Origin of the sequence: Streptomyces sp. B21-083 (genome assembly GCF_036898825.1) — a bacterium.
In the GTDB taxonomy this organism is placed as follows: domain Bacteria; phylum Actinomycetota; class Actinomycetes; order Streptomycetales; family Streptomycetaceae; genus Streptomyces.
In genome coordinates this window covers 3,892,726-3,908,595 of record NZ_JARUND010000001.1, presented here as the reverse complement: position 1 = coordinate 3,908,595, position 15,870 = coordinate 3,892,726, and the positions used below count along the sequence as shown (strand labels likewise).

The following is a 15,870-nucleotide window of genomic DNA, read 5'->3' as shown; positions in this document are numbered from 1 at the left end:
TCCGGTAGGTGAATGCGGACCATTGGAGGGCGGTGCGGATTCCGCTTGGCTACGCGCTCGTTAACTGCCTGTTGCCCACCTCTCTTTCGGGGGTACCCCCGCTGTGAGATGGGTCGAGAAGGCTGTCAATACGCGCAATATGGCCATGGAGAATTCGTGCCTATGGCACAGCAATTCCCACACATCGCTCGAATGGAATTCGAACCGGTTCTGGAGATTTGGAGGAGGGGGGGAGGAGGGGGTACAAGCTGGTGCGGGGCGCCGTCATCCCCGGCTCAGGCGCTCTCATGCGCGAGTGGGACGAGCCCCGGTGATGGATGTCCGTCCGGTCCCGTCACGCATTTCTCGAGGGAGGCATGCGCATCACATTTGTCGTCGCGCGCCGAATGCGACGGCCCCCCATTTTGCCTGCCGTTGGGATTTCCTCCCGAGTTCCTCCCGAGTTCCGGCGGGGGAGGAATTGCTCCTGACGACGCCGGTGCCCCGTCAGGCGGTAGGGCGCCCCATGGCCCGGTACGTCCACCCGGCCCGCCGCCACAGCTCCGGGTCGAGGGCGTTGCGCCCGTCCAGCACGAGCCGGTGGGCCACCGCCTCGCCCAGCGCCGCCGGGTCCAGCTCGCGGAACTCCCGCCACTCCGTCAGGTGCAGTACGGCGTCGGCGCCCCGGACCGCGTCCAGGGCCGTGTCGGCGTACGCGAGCGTCGGGAAGACCCGTCGTGCGTTGTCCATGCCCTTCGGGTCGTACACCGTCACCTGGCCGCCCTGGAGGTGGATCTGCCCGGCGACGTTGAGAGCCGGCGAGTCGCGGACGTCGTCCGAGTCGGGCTTGAAGGTGGCGCCGAGCACCGCGACCCGCTTCCCGAGGAACGGGCCGCCGCCCAGCGCCTGCCGGGCCAGCTCCACCATCTGGCCGCGCTGACGCATGTTGATCGAGTCGATCTCGCGCAGGAAGGTCAGCGCCTGGTCGGCGCCCAGCTCCCCGGCGCGCGCCATGAACGCCCGGATGTCCTTGGGCAGACAGCCGCCGCCGAAGCCGATCCCGGCCCGCAGGAACTTCTTGCCGATCCGGTCGTCGTACCCGATCGCCTCGGCGAGCTTCGCCACATCCCCGTCGGCGGCCTCGCAGACCTCGGCCATGGCGTTGATGAACGAGATCTTGGTGGCGAGGAAGGAGTTCGCGGAGGTCTTCACCAGCTCGGCGGTCGGGAAGTCGGTGACGACGAACGGCGTCCCCTCCTCGATCGGCGTGGCGTACACCTCGCGCAGCAGCTTCTCGGCCCGCTCGCTCCGTACGCCGACCACGAGCCGGTCGGGGTGCAGCGTGTCCTGGACGGCGAAGCCCTCGCGCAGGAACTCCGGGTTCCAGGCCAGCTCGGCATCCGCGCCGGCCGGCGCCAGTCCGGCGATCGTGCGGGCGAGCCGGTCCGCCGAGCCGACGGGCACGGTCGACTTGCCGACGACGAGGGCGGGGGCGGTCAGGTGCGGGGCGAGGGACTCGATCGCGGCGTCGACGTACGACATGTCGCTGGCGTACTCGCCGTGCTTCTGCGGGGTGTTCACACAGACGAAGTGGATGTCGCCGAAGGCGGCGACCTCGGCCCAGTCCATGGTGAAGCGCAGCCGCCCGGTGGAACCCTCGATCCCGGCGACGTGCTTGCGCAGCAGCTCGTCGAGCCCGGGCTCGTACATGGGAGCCCGGCCTTGCCGCAGCAGGTCGATCTTCTCCTCGACCACATCCAGTGCCAGCACTTCGAAACCGAGTTCGGCCATGGCGGCGGCGTGGGTGGCGCCGAGGTATCCGGTGCCGATCACGGTGATCTTGAGAGCCATGGGTGCCTGCTCCTGGGGTGTGGCCTGGGGGTGGTCGTGTGTGCGATGGCGAGCATAGTCGCGGGCCTGTTAGGGGCTGTTGCGGCCCCGGCCGGGCAGAATCCCCCTGTCGCCAAGCTCACGTCACACTGGGGTGGGCAGGCCCTTAAAATTTGGATTACCTACAGGGTTACTTAACGGTAGTTAGCGTCAGTCACACAGCGTCTTTGGAGCGTGAGAGACCTTGGCCGGATCGGCTGATTTCGACCTGTACCGCCCGTCGGAGGAGCACGACATGCTCCGCGACGCGATCCGCTCCCTGGCCGAGGCGAAGATCTTGCCGTACGCCGCCGCAGTGGACGAGGAAGCCCGCTTCCCCCAGGAGGCGCACGACGCGCTGGTGGCCAACGACCTGCACGCGGTGCACGTACCCGAGTCGTACGGCGGCGCCGGCGCCGACGCGCTGGCCACGGTGATCGTGATCGAGGAGGTCGCACGGGTGTGCGCGTCCTCGTCCCTGATCCCGGCGGTCAACAAGCTCGGCTCCCTCCCCGTCATCCTGTCCGGCTCGGAGGAGCTGAAGAAGAGGTACATGACACCGCTCGCCAAGGGCGACGGCATGTTCTCCTACTGCCTCTCGGAGCCCGACGCGGGCTCGGACGCGGCCGGTATGAAGACGAGGGCGGTCCGCGACGGCGACTTCTACGTCCTCAACGGCGTGAAGCGCTGGATCACCAACGCGGGCGAGTCCGAGTACTACACGGTGATGGCCGTGACCGACCCCACCAAGCGCAGCAAGGGCATCTCCGCGTTCGTCGTCGAGAAGTCCGACGAGGGCGTCTCCTTCGGCGCCCCGGAGAAGAAGCTCGGTATCAAGGGCAGCCCGACCCGTGAGGTCTACCTCGACAACGTGCGCATCCCGGCCGACCGCATGATCGGCGAGGAGGGCACCGGCTTCGCCACCGCCATGAAGACCCTGGACCACACCCGCATCACGATCGCCGCGCAGGCGCTGGGCATCGCGCAGGGCGCCCTCGACTACGCCAAGGGGTACGTCAAGGAGCGCAAGCAGTTCGGCAAGCCGATCGCCGACTTCCAGGGCATCCAGTTCATGCTCGCCGACATGGCCATGAAGATCGAGGCCGCCCGCGCCCTGACCTACCAGGCCGCGGCGAAGTCCGAGCGCGGCGACAAGGACCTCACCTTCCAGGGCGCGGCGGCGAAGTGCTTCGCGTCGGACGTGGCGATGGAGGTCACCACGGACGCGGTCCAGCTGCTCGGCGGTTACGGCTACACGCGCGACTACCCGGTGGAGAGGATGATGCGCGACGCCAAGATCACGCAGATCTACGAGGGCACGAACCAGGTCCAGCGGATCGTGATGGCGAGGAACCTGCCGTAGCAGGGTTTCGCACAGCGGAGGCTGTTTGCGGGCGGGGGCGTAGACCTCCCCCTCAAACAGCCGCCTGCGGCTCTGCGACTGGGCAGACCGGTCCGGCGTTCGCGCGATTCGGGGAACAGGTGACCACTGCCAGGGACAGGAACGAGGGACGTTCCAGGTAGAAGCCGTACGACACATCAGCACCGGAGTGCAGTCGCTCGGCCGCGGCGTTCACCAGTCGGCCCAGGCGCGCGGGGTCACGGTCCCCGTCTGACGCGAACCGAGGTGCGTACTCGGCCAGCCGCTCACCGAGCCATGACGCGGCCTCCTTCGCCTCCTCCCACGTCCCACGAACCAATGAACGGGGCTTGATCAGCCAGTACACCGTTTCCAGTGGCGGCAGATCCGAAGTGGGGAACTCCGCGGCCACCTCGCGGTACCGCTGAATCAGTTCCGGCCTGCTTCCGGGAGGGGGCGGCTCAGGGTGTGGGGGCCGTCGTAGTGCGTCCTGGTCGAAGCGCTCTTTCGGGCCGGTCCATAGGTAGCCGTGGTGGTGCACGAGTCGTTCCCGTTCGAGAGGCGCCAGTCGGGCCGGACCCAGGGACGGGTGATGGATCCGGCCCGACTGACGGGAAGGGGAGGATCAGACGTTCAGGCCGAAGCGCGCCGGGTCGATACCGGCCGAGTCCAGCTCCCCAGTGGTGAACCGCAGCGGCTGTGCCTCCGGCCGCTTGCTGTCACCGACCGCCCGGAGGCCGTCACCGATCCGGGCCAGGGTCACGCACGACTCGCCGTCGGGGTGGGTGTTTCCCCCGCACGCCTTCACGAACGAGGCTCCGTCGATGTCGAGCCCGTACAGGTCGGTTCCGTTCTGCATCTCTGCACCTTTCTGCTCACCTGTTCGCGGTCATGACCGACCGCCGCCGCCCGTTTCTGGGCGGGAGTTCAGGGATTCCACTGTTGGAGTGGGGCTTTACTCGGCTCGAACGACCATGGCGAACGAGGTTCTGACGCGTCGGAAACCGGCGTGCCCGGACCGGCCGGTGTGGTTCATGCACGCCACGTCGACGGGCGCCGAGTCATCCGTAGGAGTGGCCTTCCAGCCGCAGTGCGGGCACTCGGGCGGGACTTTGAAAGTCACCAGCGCCAGCCTTCGAGCTTTCCGCCCGCGCATTGAGGGCACGCGACCGTGAACTGTGGTTGCAGACGGAGCAGCCGTCAAATCCCGCACATTCGGGGCACCTCACAACCCGGTGTCCGATGCACGACCCGCATATGTCCGAGATCGAGTTCAGCCAGTCAAGCAAGCTGGGCGGACCGGGGTCGTACCCGCGTCGACTTGCCCGCTTCTTCGGCCGCTCAAGGGCCGACGTCATTCGATGGCATCGTGTGTGCAATGTCGGATGTTGCGGGCCGCCTCGAAGCGTGCGGTCGCATCGCCCTGCTTGGCGGCCCGGTCGAGCGCGGCCTTCAGTTCTGAGCACGCGGTGCAACCAGCCTTGGGCTTGGCCTCATACAGCCAATCGTCTATTGGCAGATCGACGGGCGGACCAGGAAAGTTCTGCGGAGCGGTCACGTCGCCACCCCCCAAACGGTCGCCACAGGCAGGTTCCTGCCTTTTCTCACTGCCGAGTGGGGGTGGTTACTGATCTCGCGGCTAGCACCCGCCACAGCCTCAACTACGTTTGCCTCACGAGCTACTTCGCGGGAAGTGGAGAGTGCGGCGCATGTCATGCATCCCTCGACCCCGATCGGTTCTGGGCCAGAAACCCTCGCAACCGGCATGGAACGGGATTCAGCTTGCGGATTGTGCTCAAGCATCGATCATCCCTCGGCTCTATGTGTGTCCGGCAATGGTGCCGGTAGCCGAAGGGCAGCGCGAGGATTATTGGTGTTGTCGGGTAAATATCACGGCCCAGTCGGCCAAAAGGGCCCGGCAGGCGTCGCCAAACACCGCGTATCGCTCGTAAGTTTCGAAGTCCCTGAGATAAGCCGTCACGTCTCTGTGGTCACGCAATATCAGGACGCCTGTGCCGGTTTCCACAGTGGCCAGGCGGCGGTCATAGAGCGTGAATGTGTTTAGCGGTCTCTCTGGAATGTGCCCGCCCAATGGGATCACCCCTAGGTGGACGTTCGGAAGGCGAGAGACGGATGCAAGTCGGTCGAGTTGGATGGCCATAGCCATTGGGGGCAGCAGCGGCCACCTGACCGCTTGCTCGGTCAGAATGAAGGTGAACGACTTCGAGTCGTCGTAAAGAACTTGTTGCCGTTCTAGCTTCTTTATAATGGTCTTCGACTGGTCACCAGAAACGTCGGCAATGCTCGCGCGCACGTATTCGGGTGTGGCGAGAAGCCCGGTGATCATCGAGAGTAGGAAGAATCGAAACTCTGTCGAGACCGCTTCGAGTCCAGCCAGCTCGTTCTGTTTCTTGTCCAGGCCTATACGACGAGAAGACCAGTGATCTTGCCATTCCGTGTTGGCTGTCCTGTCGAAGACCTCGGTCATTGTGTCCATCCCTTCGCAGTGCGTGCGGGGAATCGGTACCCCGTCGTCGTGCCACCCACCCGGCCGCTCGACCTGTCCAGGGTTTCCACCGCCGGGGCGCGGGCCTACTCGGCGCAAACCACCATTGCGAACGACGCACGAACGCGCCGAAAACCAACGTGGCCGGACCAGCCCGTGTGCTCCGTGATCTGGTGCGCCACATTCGGCATGACCGATCGCGTCCTCACGTTCCACCCCTACGACTCCGCCTGTTGGCCTCCGCGACCTTGGCGCTCAGTTCCTCGGCCGGCCGTTTCGGCACAGCCTCGTAGTCCGGGCACTTCGGGCCACCGCATCGGCACCCGGGCTTCAGGCCGCTGCCCGGGGCGACGTCCGCTTCCTCCGCGCCAGGCTCGGACTTGCGCACCAAGAGCACCCCGTCGACCCCGAAGGCCTCGAAGAGACCGGACAGGGACCGCCGGGCTTCGCTGCTGCCCGTGCGGTACACCACTTCGGTGCCCTGCGGCCTGATTTCTCCCGTCACATCGCGCCTTCCCGATCGATTCCGCGTTGATGTGACGACGGTAGAGAGCATCCAGCGCCTGGCTCCACAAACTTGCATGAGCTTGCACGCCAACTGGCTTGGAAAATAGCAGTATTGACACTGTCTCACCAGTTCAACGAAGCTCATGCAAGCCCGAGCAAGCACCTAGATCAGGGAGCCGGCCATGGCCGTAGAGTTCATCGGAATCGACCCCGACACCGACCGGGATCACTGCCCCACGGTGTGGGCGGATGCGAAAGCTCAGGAGATTTTGTTTCAGGGATGGAAGCCGAGCCCTGAGACTCAGGCGGAGTGCGAGGGGAGCAGCCCCGCGAATGGTTCGGTGCCCGACAGTGAAACCATCGTCAGGATTCCGGCCCGGATGATCCCGATGATCAGGGAGGCGTGTGATGCCGTCGAGCGTGCCCAGCTTCGCTGAGCTGCTTGGTCAGTGCGAGCGGTCCGCCGTCCACCTGGAACTGCGCGACTCCTATGCCTCCACGGACCGATTCGAGGCGTGGAAGCGGGGTGAACGGATCAATTGGGAGGACCGCGAATCCTGGTGGCACCCCTACGACCAGTTGATCACGGACACCGTGGCCCGGGGCGTGGCGATCCGCCGAGCCCGAGTGGTCTCCGAGCCGGTTTCGGACTACATCCGGTGGGAACATGACGTCACCCGTGCCAATGTCACGGCGGGTGAGGAAGTTCGCTGGCTGCCACGGCGACGGGCCACGAGTATCGCGCTGCCGGGCAACGACTTCTGGCTGTTCGATGACGCGCTGCTCCGGGTACACCACTTCTCTGGCGACGGTGTGGTGGTGGAGGATGAGATCAGGGCGGACCCTGGTGCTGTGAAGCTGTGCTCCACCGCCTTCGAAGCAGTCTGGGAGCGAGCGATCCCGCACCACCTGTACGAGATCTGACGAAAGCCAGCTCCATGCCCCCGCACTCCTCTTCACACGTTCAGAAGGCCCGCGAAGATCTTGCCGGGCGTCTGCGCGAGATCCGGAAGGACGCGGGGATCAGCGGGCGGGAGCTGGCTGTCAGGTGCGGCTGGTCGGAGTCGAAGTCATCCCGGATAGAGAACGCCAGGACCCCTCCCTCCGACGCGGACATCAGAGCGTGGTGCCGAGCCTGCCTCGCGGACGACCAGATCGCCGACTTGATCGCGGCAAACAGACAGTCCGCCGACGCACACGTGCAGTGGAGGCGACTTCAGCGGAGCGGTCTCCGCCGTCTGCAAGAGACCGCGGGGGATCTGTACCAGCAAACCAGAACCTTTCGCGTCTACGTCTCCGACGTGATCCCCGGTTTCCTCCAGACGTCCGGATACGCCACTGCTCTGTTGTCGTCCATCGCGGACTTCCGTGGAACCCCGGACGACGTGAGTGATGCTGTGGCGGCTCGCATGAGGCGTAACGCAGTGCTGAGCAACGGCGCACGCCGGTTCTCGTTCGTACTGGAGGAATCGGTGTTGCGCTACCGGCTGTGCGGCGCCGAAACCATGGCGGCACAGCTTGGCCACCTGCTTGGGGTCATGGATCTCCAGAACGTTGCCGTGGGTATCGTCCCGTTCTCGGCGCAACGGACCGTGTGGCCCATGCCCACCTTCACGATCTTCGACGACAGCAGGGTGCACGCGGACACGCTGGACGCCGCCTCCACGCTTACGCAGCCCAGCCAGGTCGAGCTGTACGCCCGAGCCTTTGATCGGCTTGCGAGGGGCGCCGCGAGGGGCGCCGAGGCGCGTTCGCTGATAGCGGGCGCGTTGGCGTCTCTGGACTGACCGAGTGTGGTTCCGAGTAAGTGGACTGTAAGGCAACGGGTTCAGCGGGCCGTTTCCGCCACGTACGGGACGAACTCGGCCCAGGCCGTGGGTGGGAGGGCGAGCTGGGGGCCGGTCGGGTTCTTGGAGTCGCGGAGGTGGATGGTGGTTGGCGTGGTGGCCATCTCAAGGCAGTTCGAACTGTCGCCGCTGTAAGCGGACTTCCGCCAGTTAAGGGTCTGCACGTTGGGTCTCTCTCAGATGTTCTGGACGAGGCGGTGGATGAAATCGCGTGAATCGGTGGGATCGAGGGCGCAGGACTCCATGTGGTCGAGCACCGTCCGGTACTTGCCCAACTGGGCCTCCGCGTCGAGGAAGCCACAGCCGCCGTGGTGGGTGTCGAGCTGCACGGTGTCGAGCTGCGGGACCGGACCCACGACGTAGTCGAAGGACTGGCCCGTGCTCGGGTAGTACTCCGTGTCGAAGGGGATCACCCGCACGGTGACGTTCCGCGCCTCGCTCATGTCGAGGATGTGCTTGAGCTGGCCGCGTCTCACGTCCGGGCCGCCGAATCCCATGCGCAGGGCGGACTCGTGGATGATCGCCGAGTAGGGGAGGGGGCCTGTCCGGTGCAGGATGCCTTGGCGCTTCATGCGGTGGGTGAGGCGGTGCTCGATCTCGTACTGCCGCATGGGTGGCACCACTGCGCGGAAGAGGGCGCGGGCGTGGTCCGTCGTCTGTAGCAGTGCCGGGATGTGCATCGCGAGGGCCACGCGCAGGCCGACGGCGTGATGTTCGAGTTCGGCCAGGTCGACCAGTGCGGAGGGTAGGTGATCTCTGCACTCCTCCCACCAACCGCGTGTCCGGCGTCCTGTCATCGCGGCCAGGGCGTCGATCAGGGCCTCGTCCGAACAGTCGTAGGTGGAGGCCACCGCGCGGACGCGGTCGGCGCTGAGGGGGCTGCGACCGGTCTCGATCATACTGACGCGTCCCTGGTTGACGCCCAGCTGTGCGGCGGCCTCCGTGACGGTGAACCCCGCGCGTTCGCGGAGTTTGCGCAGTTCGGTGCCGAGGCGCCGCTGGCGCAGGGTGGGGTTGCTGGTGGGCGGCAAGACGCCTCCATTCAAGCCGTGACGTGATGCTCGCATCACCCACAAGAGGGAGCTACGGGTCAATCTTCCAGTTTTGGGAGATGCATCTCCCGGCGAGGCTCTACGTTAGTACTCGTACCGCCCAACTCCCCCCACCCATAAGCCGGAAGCGCACCCCCTCAGGCAATGCCACCGCTCGGCGCGACGGTTGGGCAAGCTCGCAACCATTCCCCCTTCCCGCAGGAGGTTTTCATGGGCACCGTATCCCCGCCCCACACCTGGACGTACGCACTCCGGCTGCCCCATGACCCCAGAGCCGCACGCGTCGCACGCATGACCGTACGGTCGGTGCTGGAGAGTCACGGCCGCCCCGAGATCCTCGACGCCGTCGAGCTGCTGGCCTCGGAGCTGGTGACCAACGCCTACCTGCACACCGGCGGCCCTGCCTCCCTCCGTCTCACCGCTCTCGCGGACGGACGGCTGCGTGTCGGTGTCTGGGACAGTCACCCGTACATCCCGGCTCCCTTCGCCGAACCTCCTGGTGATCGTGTCCCGCTCGCTCAGGGCGGTGCCCTCGGTGGGAGAGGGCTGTTCCTCGTACAGGAGTACGCCGATTCGTGGGGCGGATGGGGGCTCGGCGACGGGCCGCTGGACCGGGGCACCGGAAAACTGCTCTGGTTCGAGATGAGGGACAAGGCCCTGTGCGCGGCAGGCTGAGGGCGGGGCGGAGATGACCGGAGAACGACGAAGGTCCGGCCCCGTTACGGAGCCGGACCTGCGGAGCGCGGCTCAGTTGCCCGAGACAGTCACCGTCTCGTCGTTCTTCAGTTCGTTCACCAGGGTCTTCATCTTCGTCTTGTCCCAGACGAGGTTGCTGCCGGTCGAGCCTGAGATCGGCATGTTCATGGACTTGCCGTCGCCGCCCGTGACGCCCTTCATCGCCCAGAACATGTCGCCCAGGTCGAACAGACCCATGTCCTTGTCGACGATCAGGGTGTCGAGGCCCGCGCTCATGGTCGGGTACAGCTTGAACGGGTTGAGGATCGTGCCCGGCGTCGCGGTCTGGCTCGCCAGCGCCGCCAGGAACTTCTGCTGGTTCTTCGTACGGTCGAGGTCGCTGCCCGCGAGGGCGTACCGGGTACGGACGAAGGCCAGGGCCTGCTCGCCGTTGAGGGTCTGCTTGCCCGCCGTGAAGTTCGCGCCGGACTTCTTGTCCTTCATCCCGCCCTTGGGGATGGTCAGCTCCACGCCGCCGACCGCGTCCACGATGTTCGCGAAGCCGGCGAAGCCGATCTCCACGTAGTGGTCGATGCGCAGACCGGTGTTGAACTCGACCGTACGGACGAGGAGTTCGGGCCCGTCCGTCGCGTACGCCGCGTTCAGCTTGGTGTGCTTGCCGGTGCCCTTGTACGTCTTGCCGGACTCGGAGCCCACGAACGTGGGGATCTCGACGTCCGAGTCACGAGGGAGGGAGACCAGCGTCGGGCCGTTGTCGCCGGTGTGCAGGATCATCATCGAGTCCGTGCGCTTGCCTTCGGCGGACCCGGTGTGGAGCGCCTTCTTCTCCTCGGCCGACATACCCGCACGGCTGTCGGAGCCGACGATCAGATAGTTGGTGCCCTTGCCGCCGTCCGGCCGGTCGATGACCTTGGACAGGTCGACCTGACGGTTCAGCTTGCCGTCGGCCCAGAAGTACGTACCGACGGTCACCACGACCAGCGCCGTGACCACGGTGATCGCGGTCCACTTGATGCGCTTGCGCCAGTCCGGGGCGGAGCGGGGGCCACTCATCGAACCGGGCCCGCCCGGCCCACCGCCAGGTCCGCCGCCGCCCGGGGCGCCGCCGTAGACCTGGCCGGTGTTATATCCGCTGTCATAGCCGTCCCCGCTTCCGTTTCCGTACGGGGCCTGACCCTGATCGCCGCCGTACGGCTGCTGCTGCGGGACCGCCCCGCCGTACGGCGGGGCGCTCGGATTCTGCCCGTACTGGCCGCCTTGGCCGCGCTGGACCTGCCGCATCACGCGCGCACCCTCGGGCTGTGCGTTCGCGCTGCCGCGTCCGTGCCGGTTGTTGCGGTTGTCGTCGGACCACGCGTCGGGCCAATCGTTCATGCCGACCAGTGTGCAGTGCCCGACTGTGCCCTTTACAAGGGTCGAGGGAAATTAGGAACAGTGCTGTTGCCAAGCTGACACAAATCGCCCACGGCCTCGCCGATCAACGGACCGCAAACGGGTGGGCGGGTGGGAAACACGACGTGAACCGCACCGACCCACCCAACTCACCGACACCCCACCTCATCCCCCGTACTCGCCCCGAACTCCCCGACCCGAACCTTCCGCACCCCCCGGTAATCGGCCCCGACAGTCACCTTCAGCAGCGCCCCCTGCCCCCGCACCACCCGCAACGAACTCCCCGGCAGCGCCGCCGCCAGCGACTTCGCGGACCGGTCCCACCGGGGGTCGTACGCGATCACCGTCCGCGTCGCCGCCCCCCGCTCCCGCGCGTTCACCGGCACCCGGGTCGTCCGGAATCCGGTCGCGGCAAGCTCCCGGTCCACCTTCCGGCCCAGCCCCGCCGTGAGCGTCCCGTTCTCGACCTGCACGCGAATCTGCTGCGGCGCCACCTCGACCCGCATCGGCGCACCCTTCTTACCGCCGCCGCCCCCGCCCTTGCGTACCGCCAGCGGCTCGTCCTCGCGCAGGGCCCGGAACAGCAGGCCCGCCTTCGCCTCGTCCCACTTCAGTGTCGAACCGATGCCCTTGACGACGAACCCCATCCGCCCGATCGGCACGGTCGTGAACTCGGACGACGAAGGGGAGAAGTCCCGCATGGCCCGCCCGAGGTCCAGCAGCTCACCCGTGCCGAACCCCTTGTCCGCCCGCACCGACCCGAGCACCGCCCGTGTGACGTCCCGGAACTTCATCGGATTCATCAGCACCCCGGACGACGTGGACTGTGCGATCAGCGCCGCCATGAAGCGCTGCTGACGCTGCATGCGCCCCAGGTCGGAGGACCCGTCGGCGTGCCGTGAACGGACGTACTGCAGGGCCTCCCCGCCGTTCAGCTCGTGCTTCCCTGCGGTCAGGTCCAGCCCCGTGTAGGAGTCCCGCAGCGGTCGCGGCGTACAGATCTCCACGCCGCCGAGCACATCGACCGTCTTCATGAAGCTGGTGAAGTCGATCTCCAGGTAGTGGTCGATCTTCACGTGCGTCATGCTCTCCACCGTCTGCACGGTGAGGTTCGGGCCGCCCTCCGCGTACGCCGCGTTCAGCTTAATGACATGTCCACCGTGCCGTCGCCCGGTGGTCCGGTCGATGTGCGGGGGCGTCACGGCGTACGAGTCGCGCGGCAGGCTGACCACGCTCGCGCGCTCCCGGCCCTCCGAGATGTGCGCGATCATCATCGTGTCGGTGCAGTGGCATGGCGCCCCGCCGAGCCGGTACTTCCGCCGCTCGGCCTCGCTGATCTTCTCCCGGCTGTCCGTGCCGACCAGCAGCACGTTCATACCGTGGCCGGCCTGCGGACGGTTCTTCATGTCCTTGAAGGGGTCGACCCGGGCGATGCCGGCGTCGAGGCTGGTGACCACCGCGTGCCCGATCCCGGCCGCGGCGAGCACCACGACGGACAGCGTCGTCACCGCCCGCATGGCCCAACGGGGCTTCTTGCGCCGTACGGGGGGACGCGGACGCCCGGACGACGGCCGTGGCCGGCGCTGCGGGGAACCGGGGGAGCGGGGGGATGCGGGGGAGACGGGCATGGGGGGACACCTCCGCGAAGGCTGGCCGGGGGGAGGGAAGGGGAGAGCGAGGGGAGGAGCGAGGGGGAGAGGAGAGGGCCGAACGTGGGATCCGTGAGCACCGTAGGCCCATACGATCTGCGGACCGGTTCGGCAAGCGGGCGGCGCGCGTCGGTGTCCCCCGTTCGCGGTAACGTGAGCCCCCTATGAACGCCAAGCCCGACGTGCAGCTGCCCGCCGTGTCCGTGATCATGCCCGTCCTCGACGAGGAGCGGCATCTGCGCGGAGCCGTCCAAGCGATCCTCGCCCAGGAGTACGCCGGCGAGATGGAGGTCGTCATCGCCCTCGGTCCGTCCACGGACCGCACGGACGAGATCGCCGCCGAGCTGGTACGGGAGACGGCCGGCACGAGCAAGCGCGTCCACACGGTCCCCAACCCGACCGGCCGTACGCCCGCCGCGCTGAACGCCGCGATCAAGGCCTCCCGCCACCCCGTCGTCGTACGCGTCGACGGACACGGCATGCTCTCGCCCGACTACATCGCGGCGGCCGTACGTCTCCTCGACGAGACCGGCGCGCAGAACGTCGGCGGGATCATGCACGCCGAGGGCGAGAACGACTGGGAGCACGCGGTGGCCGCCGCGATGACCTCGAAGATCGGGGTCGGCAACGCCGCCTTCCACACGGGAGGCACGGCCGGACCCGCCGAGACCGTGTACCTCGGAGTCTTCCGGCGCGCCGCTCTGGAGCAACAGGGCGGCTACAACGTGGAGTTCATCCGCGCCCAGGACTGGGAGCTGAACTTCCGGATCCGCGAGGCGGGCGGCCTCATCTGGTTCTCACCCGAGCTGCGGGTGTCGTACCGGCCGAGGCCCTCCGTGCGCGCGCTGGCCAAGCAGTACAAGGACTACGGCCGTTGGCGCCATGTCGTGGCCCGCTACCACGAGGGTTCCATCAACCTGCGCTACCTCGCCCCGCCCACCGCCGTGCTCGCGATAGCGGCGGGTGTGCTGCTGGGCGCCGTACTCACCCCATGGGCCTTCCTGGTGCCCGGCGGCTACCTCGCGGCGATCGCGGCGGGCTCGGTCCCGGCCGGCAAGGGACTCTCCCTGAAGGCCCGGCTGCAGATCCCCGTCGCCCTCGCCACCATGCACATGTGCTGGGGCTGGGGCTTCCTGACGAGCCCCAAGTCGCTTGCCAGGAAGGTGATCGCGGCCCGTCGGCCGGCGGTGCTGGACGGCGCGAACGCGGCCTGAACACATATGGGTGGGGGCCTGCCGTCAGTCACTGACGGCAGGCCCCCACCCATATGCGTGCCGCCTCTACCAGCGGTAGGGCGAGTAGACGTCCATGCACGCGCCGGTGTCCGAACCGACCACCTTGTCGGCGGTGGCGGGCAGTTGGCCGGCCTTCGGAGCCGCCTGCTTCGGATACGCCTCGCCCTCACGCCAGTCGGCGCCCACCATCACCGTCACACCGGAGACGTCCGTCGACTTCTTCACCGAACTCGCCGGAATTCCCAGGGACTTGGCGACCAGCTGGGCGTCGCCCGCCAGATCGGCGCTCGGGTAACGCACGACCGTCTTCTCCACGGACAGCGAACCGGACGTGTCCGCCGCCGCGTTCGTGAATCCCTTGCCCGACAGGACCCCGCTGATCGCGGCCGCGCGGTGGCCGACCGCGGCGAGTGTGGCTGTCCGGGTGCCGTTCTGCACGAGCACACCGATCTGGCCGGGGGCGGCCGCCGGGTCCGTCGGAACCGTCGCCGAGGCGGCGGCCGTCGGAGCCTTCGTCGCCGCCGCGCCGCCCTTGCCGTCGAACGCGATGTCGTCGCGAAGCATCGTCCACATCTGCTCGGCGTCCGCGTCGGCCGCCACGAGATGGTTGCGGTCCTGGGGGTCCTCGACGGTCGGCATCGTCGTCATCGTGATGCGGTCGGTCGGCACCGACTTGAGCTGCATGCCCAGGTCGTACAGCTCCTTGACCGTGCCCAGTTCCTCGGACACCGTCAGGGACTTCGTGGCCGCCTCGGCAAGACCGGTCAGCCGCCCGGCGTCCGTGAAGACGTTCTGCGCCTTCAGCGTGCGGATCATCGAGTTCATGTACATGTGCTGGGCCTTCGCGCGCCCCAGGTCGCTGTAGAAGGCGTGCCGGGTACGCAGCCACTGCAACGCCTGCTTGCCCTGGACCTTGTGCTTGCCGGCCGTGAGCTTGAGCCCGGAGCCGCCGGAGGCATCGGGCAGCGGGCGGTCCCACACGTTCTGCTTCACACAGACCTCGACGCCGCCGATGGCGTCGGCCATCTTCACCACGCCCGCGAAGTCGATCGTCATCCAGTGGTCGATGTAGACCCCGGTGAGGTTCTGCCAGGTGGCCAGCGTGCAGCCGGCGCCGCCCCGGGCCAGCGAGGTGTTGATGATCGCGTTGGTCGCCGCGAACTTCTCACCGGTGTCGGGGTCCGTGCACTTGGGTATGTCGACGCGGGTGTCACGCGGAATGCTCACCACGGACGCGCTCTTGCGGTCGGCGGAGACGTGGACCAGCATCTGGACATCGCCCAGCGGCGGGTTGCCGCGGTTGTCCCTGTCACCGCCCAGGGACACGTTGGCGTCGGAGTTACGGCTGTCCGAGCCGATCAGCAGGATGTTCAGCGGAGTCTGCCCGGCCGCGTTCGGTTCGCCCTTCGCCGCTTTCGAGTCGCCGCTGCTGCGCTTGCCCTTCTGGATGTTGCTGTTCAGGTGCTCGTAGTACAGGTATCCGACCCCGGCCGTGCCGAGTATCAGCACCGAGAGGGTGGCCGCTGACCAGCGCAGCACCTTGCGCTTGCCCGGCCGCCGCTGTCTTCCCGCCGAACCACCGCCACCGTTGCTGCTGCCGCCACCGCTGTCGCCGTCGCCGGAGTCGCCCTCCTGCTCGTGCGATCCGTCTCGCTGCCCCGGAACCCGAGCAGGCCGGACGCCTGGTCGCGTCCCCTCCCCGTGCACACTGCTCTGTGTCATTCCCTGCCTCCCCACCCTTGCGCCGCCGTCGAACAGGCCTGCCTCGCGTCCCGTAA

General features: G+C 67.3%; 18 protein-coding genes. 6 read left to right on the top strand and 12 right to left on the bottom strand.

What is annotated here, in order from left to right:
• Window positions 1–486 precede the first annotated feature (486 nt).
• Window positions 487–1,830, bottom strand: a complete 1,344-nt coding sequence (locus QA861_RS17450; RefSeq protein WP_334589241.1) for a UDP-glucose dehydrogenase family protein — start codon at window positions 1,828–1,830, stop codon at window positions 487–489.
• Window positions 1,831–2,053: 223 nt separating this feature from the next.
• Here QA861_RS17450 and QA861_RS17445 point away from each other — a divergent pair, with 223 nt between their 5' ends.
• Window positions 2,054–3,211 (top strand): acyl-CoA dehydrogenase, encoded by a 1,158-nt coding sequence (locus QA861_RS17445; RefSeq protein ID WP_334589240.1) that lies wholly within the window; start codon window positions 2,054–2,056, stop codon window positions 3,209–3,211.
• A 52-nt stretch (window positions 3,212–3,263) separates the two neighbouring features.
• Here the strand turns inward: QA861_RS17445 and QA861_RS17440 are convergent, their stop codons facing one another.
• The 6 genes from QA861_RS17440 to QA861_RS17420 form a co-directional block, all read right to left on the bottom strand.
• Entirely contained in the window at window positions 3,264–3,749 is a 486-nt protein-coding gene (locus tag QA861_RS17440; RefSeq protein ID WP_334589239.1) for a hypothetical protein, read from the bottom strand.
• Window positions 3,750–3,833: 84 nt separating this feature from the next.
• Window positions 3,834–4,067: a DUF397 domain-containing protein gene (locus QA861_RS17435; RefSeq protein WP_334589238.1), complete on the bottom strand. Its 234-nt coding sequence runs from the start codon at window positions 4,065–4,067 to the stop codon at window positions 3,834–3,836.
• A 96-nt stretch (window positions 4,068–4,163) separates the two neighbouring features.
• The gene (locus QA861_RS47050) at window positions 4,164–4,364 is read right to left on the bottom strand and encodes a DUF7848 domain-containing protein (RefSeq protein WP_443041501.1); all 201 of its coding nucleotides are present in this window, start codon (window positions 4,362–4,364) and stop codon (window positions 4,164–4,166) included.
• Window positions 4,365–4,562: 198 nt separating this feature from the next.
• Window positions 4,563–4,766 (bottom strand): hypothetical protein, encoded by a 204-nt coding sequence (locus QA861_RS17430; protein WP_334589237.1) that lies wholly within the window; start codon window positions 4,764–4,766, stop codon window positions 4,563–4,565.
• 309 nt (window positions 4,767–5,075) lie between these two features.
• Entirely contained in the window at window positions 5,076–5,705 is a 630-nt protein-coding gene (locus QA861_RS17425; protein WP_334589236.1) for a DUF5753 domain-containing protein, read from the bottom strand.
• A 214-nt stretch (window positions 5,706–5,919) separates the two neighbouring features.
• Complete coding sequence (locus QA861_RS17420; RefSeq protein WP_334589235.1) at window positions 5,920–6,219, bottom strand: hypothetical protein; 300 nt, start codon at window positions 6,217–6,219, stop codon at window positions 5,920–5,922.
• A 184-nt stretch (window positions 6,220–6,403) separates the two neighbouring features.
• On the opposite strand from QA861_RS17420, the gene QA861_RS17415 reads away from it, so the two are divergent.
• The 3 genes from QA861_RS17415 to QA861_RS17405 are packed head-to-tail and all read left to right on the top strand — an operon-like array spanning window position 6,404 to window position 8,008.
• Window positions 6,404–6,658 (top strand): hypothetical protein, encoded by a 255-nt coding sequence (locus QA861_RS17415; protein WP_334589234.1) that lies wholly within the window; start codon window positions 6,404–6,406, stop codon window positions 6,656–6,658.
• Window positions 6,630–7,145, top strand: a complete 516-nt coding sequence (locus QA861_RS17410) for a DUF6879 family protein (RefSeq protein WP_334589233.1) — start codon at window positions 6,630–6,632, stop codon at window positions 7,143–7,145. Before QA861_RS17415 ends, QA861_RS17410 begins: the two co-directional genes overlap by 29 nt.
• A gap of 14 nt (window positions 7,146–7,159) precedes the next feature.
• Window positions 7,160–8,008, top strand: a complete 849-nt coding sequence (locus tag QA861_RS17405) for a helix-turn-helix domain-containing protein (protein WP_334589232.1) — start codon at window positions 7,160–7,162, stop codon at window positions 8,006–8,008.
• A gap of 41 nt (window positions 8,009–8,049) precedes the next feature.
• Here QA861_RS17405 and QA861_RS17400 read toward each other — a convergent pair whose 3' ends face one another.
• A complete protein-coding gene (locus QA861_RS17400; RefSeq protein ID WP_443041500.1) occupies window positions 8,050–8,172 on the bottom strand; it encodes a DUF397 domain-containing protein in 123 nt (40 codons plus the stop codon).
• Between the two features lie 72 nt (window positions 8,173–8,244).
• Window positions 8,245–9,099: a helix-turn-helix domain-containing protein gene (locus tag QA861_RS17395; protein WP_334589230.1), complete on the bottom strand. Its 855-nt coding sequence runs from the start codon at window positions 9,097–9,099 to the stop codon at window positions 8,245–8,247.
• Window positions 9,100–9,330: 231 nt separating this feature from the next.
• On the opposite strand from QA861_RS17395, the gene QA861_RS17390 reads away from it, so the two are divergent.
• Window positions 9,331–9,795 carry an ATP-binding protein gene (locus tag QA861_RS17390; RefSeq protein WP_334589229.1) on the top strand — a complete coding sequence of 155 codons (465 nt, stop codon included), beginning with the start codon at window positions 9,331–9,333 and terminating at the stop codon, window positions 9,793–9,795.
• A gap of 72 nt (window positions 9,796–9,867) precedes the next feature.
• On the opposite strand, the gene QA861_RS17385 is transcribed toward QA861_RS17390, so the two are convergent.
• Window positions 9,868–11,190, bottom strand: coding sequence for an LCP family protein (locus QA861_RS17385; protein WP_334589228.1), 1,323 nt, complete (start codon window positions 11,188–11,190; stop codon window positions 9,868–9,870).
• 167 nt (window positions 11,191–11,357) lie between these two features.
• Window positions 11,358–12,836, bottom strand: a complete 1,479-nt coding sequence (locus QA861_RS17380; RefSeq protein ID WP_334589227.1) for an LCP family protein — start codon at window positions 12,834–12,836, stop codon at window positions 11,358–11,360.
• A 185-nt stretch (window positions 12,837–13,021) separates the two neighbouring features.
• Here QA861_RS17380 and QA861_RS17375 point away from each other — a divergent pair, with 185 nt between their 5' ends.
• Complete coding sequence (locus QA861_RS17375; RefSeq protein ID WP_334589226.1) at window positions 13,022–14,071, top strand: glycosyltransferase family 2 protein; 1,050 nt, start codon at window positions 13,022–13,024, stop codon at window positions 14,069–14,071.
• Window positions 14,072–14,137: 66 nt separating this feature from the next.
• On the opposite strand, the gene QA861_RS17370 is transcribed toward QA861_RS17375, so the two are convergent.
• Entirely contained in the window at window positions 14,138–15,814 is a 1,677-nt protein-coding gene (locus QA861_RS17370) for an LCP family protein (RefSeq protein ID WP_334589225.1), read from the bottom strand.
• Window positions 15,815–15,870: the final 56 nt, after the last annotated feature.

Coding starts and splice junctions, on each gene's coding strand:
- QA861_RS17450 (WP_334589241.1), bottom strand. CDS start 1,830: ATGGCTCTCAAGATCACCGTGATCGGCACCGGATACCTCGGCGCCACC.
- QA861_RS17435 (WP_334589238.1), bottom strand. CDS start 4,067: ATGCAGAACGGAACCGACCTGTACGGGCTCGACATCGACGGAGCCTCG.
- QA861_RS47050 (WP_443041501.1), bottom strand. CDS start 4,364: ATGCGCGGGCGGAAAGCTCGAAGGCTGGCGCTGGTGACTTTCAAAGTC.
- QA861_RS17425 (WP_334589236.1), bottom strand. CDS start 5,705: ATGGACACAATGACCGAGGTCTTCGACAGGACAGCCAACACGGAATGG.
- QA861_RS17415 (WP_334589234.1), top strand. CDS start 6,404: ATGGCCGTAGAGTTCATCGGAATCGACCCCGACACCGACCGGGATCAC.
- QA861_RS17410 (WP_334589233.1), top strand. CDS start 6,630: ATGCCGTCGAGCGTGCCCAGCTTCGCTGAGCTGCTTGGTCAGTGCGAG.
- QA861_RS17405 (WP_334589232.1), top strand. CDS start 7,160: ATGCCCCCGCACTCCTCTTCACACGTTCAGAAGGCCCGCGAAGATCTT.
- QA861_RS17400 (WP_443041500.1), bottom strand. CDS start 8,172: ATGGCCACCACGCCAACCACCATCCACCTCCGCGACTCCAAGAACCCG.
- QA861_RS17390 (WP_334589229.1), top strand. CDS start 9,331: ATGGGCACCGTATCCCCGCCCCACACCTGGACGTACGCACTCCGGCTG.
- QA861_RS17385 (WP_334589228.1), bottom strand. CDS start 11,190: ATGAACGATTGGCCCGACGCGTGGTCCGACGACAACCGCAACAACCGG.
- QA861_RS17380 (WP_334589227.1), bottom strand. CDS start 12,836: ATGCCCGTCTCCCCCGCATCCCCCCGCTCCCCCGGTTCCCCGCAGCGC.
- QA861_RS17375 (WP_334589226.1), top strand. CDS start 13,022: ATGAACGCCAAGCCCGACGTGCAGCTGCCCGCCGTGTCCGTGATCATG.
- QA861_RS17370 (WP_334589225.1), bottom strand. CDS start 15,814: ATGACACAGAGCAGTGTGCACGGGGAGGGGACGCGACCAGGCGTCCGG.